This window comes from Cellulomonas bogoriensis 69B4 = DSM 16987, from assembly GCF_000767165.1.
GTDB lineage: Bacteria > Actinomycetota > Actinomycetes > Actinomycetales > Cellulomonadaceae > Actinotalea > Actinotalea bogoriensis.
Genome location: NZ_AXCZ01000202.1, coordinates 1 through 4,486 on the forward strand (window position 1 = coordinate 1; position 4,486 = coordinate 4,486).

The following is a 4,486-nucleotide window of genomic DNA, read 5'->3' on the forward strand; positions in this document are numbered from 1 at the left end:
GGCGGCCGCCTGACCGCGGCGCTCGGTGGTGAGGCTCTGGGCCACCTGGGCCGTCAGCCGCACGCGGGTCTGCGGGGCGGGCCTGCCCGCGGTCAGGCGTGCCAGCGCCTGCAGCGCGTCGTAGGCGGACGCCTCCCAGGGGTGCCGGGGCGTGTGCAGACCCTCGATGTACCCGTGCAGGCGGCCCCGGCGGTCCAAGAGCTCCCGTTGCACGATGGCGACGTGGTCGGCCTCGACGTGCACGGGTTCCACCGTCATCGCCGAGAGCAGGCTCTGCCCGACACCGGTGCGCCACGAGGCGTCGGGGGCGATGTCCAGGACGAGGCTGTCCAGCCCGAGCAGGCGCATGCGCTCGATCAGGGCCTCGCCGGCACGGCGGTTCCCCGGGACGTACAGGACGGTGCGTCCGGCGGCGGCCGCCTCGGCGATGACGGCCGCCAGGGTGCCGGGCACGTCGCTTCCCGTGGGGGCGTCGACCAGTACGTGGTGCCCGGCTGCGACGGCGTCCAGGACGTACGTCTGGGCCGGGTCGAGGTCTCCCACGCCGCGCTCCTGCTCGAGGGGGCGGTCCCCGGGAAGGTCCGGGGGCAGGGGATGTGCCAGGGCGTCGACGGCGCGCCGGTCCCCGACGAGCGCTCGGACGACCTCGTGCTCGTGCAGGTGGGGGGCCTGGGCGTCGAGGTCCTCGACGAGCACCTGCTCGGGGTGGACGAACGTGCCGACCAGCAGACGGTCCTCGAGGCGGAAGTCGTCCAGGACCGCGGCGCCCAGGGCCGACAGGCGCTCGAGCGCGGGGGCCGGGTCGAATCCGGTCTCGGTGAAGGCACCCCGGGCCAGCGCGGCCGGGTCCAGGAGCGCACCCCTGCTGCGCAACGCGGAGGCCAGGAGCGGGTTGACCTCGAGGGACGGCTCCAGGGTGAGGTCGTAGTCGCTCTCGCCGCGGCCACGGGCCGCGATTGCGACGGGCCGCAGCAGGACGGGGGCCCTGACGGTGCGGGACCGGTTCGCCTCCCCGCCCTCAGGACCCGCCGCGGGCTCGCCGGGCTCAGCGGACCCGGGGTGGGACGTCAGTGCGGGGGCCTCGCCGTCGCCGTCCGCGGGCTCGGACCACGTGGCCACGCCGATCGCGAGGAACGCCGACGCGAGCCCGTAGCGGTGGGCGTGGTCGTCGGCCAGGGCGCCGACCGCGCGGGCGCGCCGCTTGGCGAGGGACAGCGCACCGCCCTCACGCACGAGGTTCGACAGGCGCGTGGGGCGCCCGGCGAGCAGCTGGGCCAGGCCCGAGGGGTGGGCCGCGGACAGGTCGAGCTGGGCGTCGGCGAGCCTGTCGACGTCGGCGAGTGCCGACCTCCCCGCGCGAGCCGCGAGCTGGTGGCGCCACTGCTCGGCGGCCCTCTCGACGAGGAGGGCAGGGTCCGGGCAGGGGACGGCCACGGGGCGCGTGGGCTCGGGACCACCGTCACGGAGGTCCTGGCCCTCACGCTCCTGGTCGGGCCTGCGCGCGGGTGCTGTCACGGGTTGAACGCTAACGGGGCCCGTGGACGACCGCCGGTCGGCACGCCGGGAGAGGTGCGACCTGAGGACGGCCGTGGCCCCGTGACGTCCGCACGCCGGGCCATGGCACGACGGTCACGACCGGCAGAGGCGGAGGAGGTCTCGTCGCCCGGGAGGCACGACGCCTCGACCGGTTCCGGACATGAAACAGTGCGCACCGCGCAGGGGGCAGGCGATGCGCACTGTCAGGTGTAATTGTGCACCTTTGACCTTGGGACGGTCAAACCCCCGGGGGTTCCCCGGGAGCGTGGTCTCGCTCCCATTTTCCTTCTGATCACCGGTCTGCGTGACGCTCCCATCGCGCATGCGCATGCCGAAGCCCGTGCCAGCGACGGAATCCGCACCACGGCGCGCGCCTGGCGGCTGGGTCCGTCGACTTGCGTCGAGGCTGCGGCTCTGCGGGTGGTCGGGAGTGGGAACGCGTCCGCGACCGTAGGATCGCCCGGTGCCAGGGTCCCGGTCGCGCGGTGGCGCCCACGTGCCGTGGCTCGTGGTGTGGGGAATCGTCCTGGCCGGCCTGAGCCTGCGCGGCCCCATGGTCGCACCCGCGCCGGTCATCGGGCGGATCAGCGAGGACGTGGGCCTGACGGCCGGCGTCGCGGGGCTGGTGACCAGCCTGCCCGTGCTGTGCTTCGCGCTCACCACGCCCCTGGCACCGCGCGTGATCCGCCGGGTGGGCGCCGAGGGCGCGGTGGTCCTGTGCCTGCTGGGCGTCCTGGCCGGGACGCTCCTCCGATCCGCCGGGCCCGCGTGGGTGCTGCTCGCCGGCACCGTGGTGATCGGGGTGTCGATCACCATCGGCAACGTCGTCACCCCCGTGATCATCCGGCGTGAGGTCCCCGCCTCCCGGGTCGGGGCGGTGACCGGTGCGTACTCCTCCGCGCTGAACGTCGGGTCGATGATCACCTCGCTGGGCACGGCTCCCCTGGCCGGCCTCGTCGGCTGGCGCTGGGCACTGGTCACCTGGGGCACGATCGCCGCGGCCGGTGCCGTGTTCTGGTGGCTCATGCGCCGCCGCGCCCTGGCCCGACCCAACACCCTCACCACCTTGCCCCCGGCACCCACCCCGTCCCCGGTGGTCGTGCGCGTCGGGTGGCTGCTGACCGTGACGTTCGCGGCGCAGTCCTTCGCCTACATGTCGGTCACGGCCTGGTTGCCGTCGCTGCTGGCCGACGAGCAGGGCCTGTCGTTGGCCGCGGCCGGCGCCACCGCGTCGTTCTTCCAGGTGTCGGCCGTGGTGGGGGCGCTCGGGGTGCCCGCACTGACCGCCCGGTCACCGGCATGGGTGCCCATGCTGGTGGTCGGCGCCCTGTGGTGCGCCCTGCCCGTCGGGCTGCTCGTCGCGCCCGGCGCGTTCAGCCTCTGGGCGATCGTCGGCGGCGTCGCCCAAGGGGCGGGGTTCACCGCGATCTTCTCCATCGTGGTGCGGATCGCGCGCTCGGACCGGGAGGCGACCTACACCTCGGCCAAGGTCCAGACCGGCGGGTACTACGCCGCGGCCACCGGGCCCGTGCTCGTGGGCCACCTGTACGCCACCAGTGGCGGGTGGGACCTCCCGCTGCTGGTGGTGCTGGGAGCGACCTGCACGTTCGTCGTGTTCGGTGTGCTCGCCGCGCTCAGCGCCAGGCGCCCCGCCTGAGCGGGACGCCTGGCCCGCGGTCCCGGACTACCCGGCCAGGCGGTGCGTGACGGGCAGCCGCGACCGGGCGGACAGGTAGCCGACGGTGACCGCCAGGAGCGGCACCACGGCCAGCACCCCCAGCACCGCCACCCACGGGACCGACACCTGCCAGGTGAGATCGGGCACGGCGTAGCGGTGGCGCTGGGACAGGACCAGGACCCACCCGAGCGCCCCACCGGCCCCCACACCCAGCACGGTCCCGAGCACCGACACCACACCCGCCTGGGCCGCACCGAAGCGGCGGCGCAACCGAGGTGGCGCCCCCAGCGCCGCGAGGGTCGCGAGATCCGGCCGCGACTCGGCAGCGGCCAGCGCCACCGCGATGCCCGTCGCCGCCAACCCGACCACCCCGGCCGCGACCACCAGCACGAGCATCACCACCGGCGGTGGCGTCGACGGCCCCCTCTCGACCGTCAGCCACGCCCCGCGCTCGAGGGCGCGGGAGGCCCGACGTTCCTCCTCGGGCGTCGGTGTGCGGGTCGTGGTGGCGACCAGGCCGGCCTGCACAGCGGTCAACCCGAGGTCCCCGAGCACCTGGGGCGGCAGCACGATCGTCGTCTGGGTACCGTCCAACGGGACCACCTCGGCGGGCAGGGTGACCACCGGGCCCTCCACCCAGGCACCGTCGTGGTCGTACCCGGTCACGCTCAACCGCGCCGTCCCGTCCGGCCACAGCAGCCACGGCGAGCCCAGGAGCACCTTGCCCCCCGCGAGCACGGCGGCCGCCTCGTCCGAGCGCTCGTGGCCGAGCACGGCGACGACCGTGCCGTCGTCCACGACCGTCCCCGTCGACCGCGTCATCGCCCACGCGTCCATCGGCCAGCGCGAGTCCGGCGTGCAGACCTCGCTCGCATGGAGCTCGACGTACTCGTCCTGGGTGAGCTCGCCGCGGTCCTCGTCCCACAACGGGCACCGCAGGTGCTCCGGGCGGTGGCCGATCACGAGTCCGTCGTCGTACCCCGACGCGGACCCGACCGCGAGCGCGACGGGGTGCACCTGCTCCACCGGCAGCAGCTCCCGCAGGCTCGTCTCGCTGCTGCGCATGAGCTCGGCCAGGCTCTGCGGGGTCTCGTCCACCTCGACCGGCAGGCTCACGGCCACGGTGCCGTGGGCGCCGATCGGGGCGTGCATCGCCGCGTTCCGGTCGCCGTCGGACTGGATCTGGATCGCCCCGGCGGTGACGCCGGCGACCGCCGCGAGGACGGCTGCGACGGCCGGGGCCGTGCGGGACCGGTTGCGGGCGGCGTCACG

At 75.1% G+C, this 4,486-nt stretch carries 2 protein-coding genes and 1 pseudogene; 1 reads left to right on the forward strand and 2 read right to left on the reverse strand.

What is annotated here, in order from left to right; translation table 11 throughout:
- Positions 1-1,515, reverse strand: a pseudogene (locus N869_RS13155) (hypothetical protein); the annotation flags it as partial.
- 484 nt (positions 1,516-1,999) lie between these two features.
- On the opposite strand from N869_RS13155, the gene N869_RS13160 reads away from it, so the two are divergent.
- The gene (locus N869_RS13160) at positions 2,000-3,193 is read left to right on the forward strand and encodes an MFS transporter (protein ID WP_035062346.1); all 1,194 of its coding nucleotides are present in this window, start codon (positions 2,000-2,002) and stop codon (positions 3,191-3,193) included.
- A gap of 27 nt (positions 3,194-3,220) precedes the next feature.
- Here the strand turns inward: N869_RS13160 and N869_RS17910 are convergent.
- On the reverse strand, positions 3,221-4,486 hold a 1,266-nt coding region (locus N869_RS17910), incomplete at its 5' end, for an FtsX-like permease family protein (RefSeq protein ID WP_035062347.1).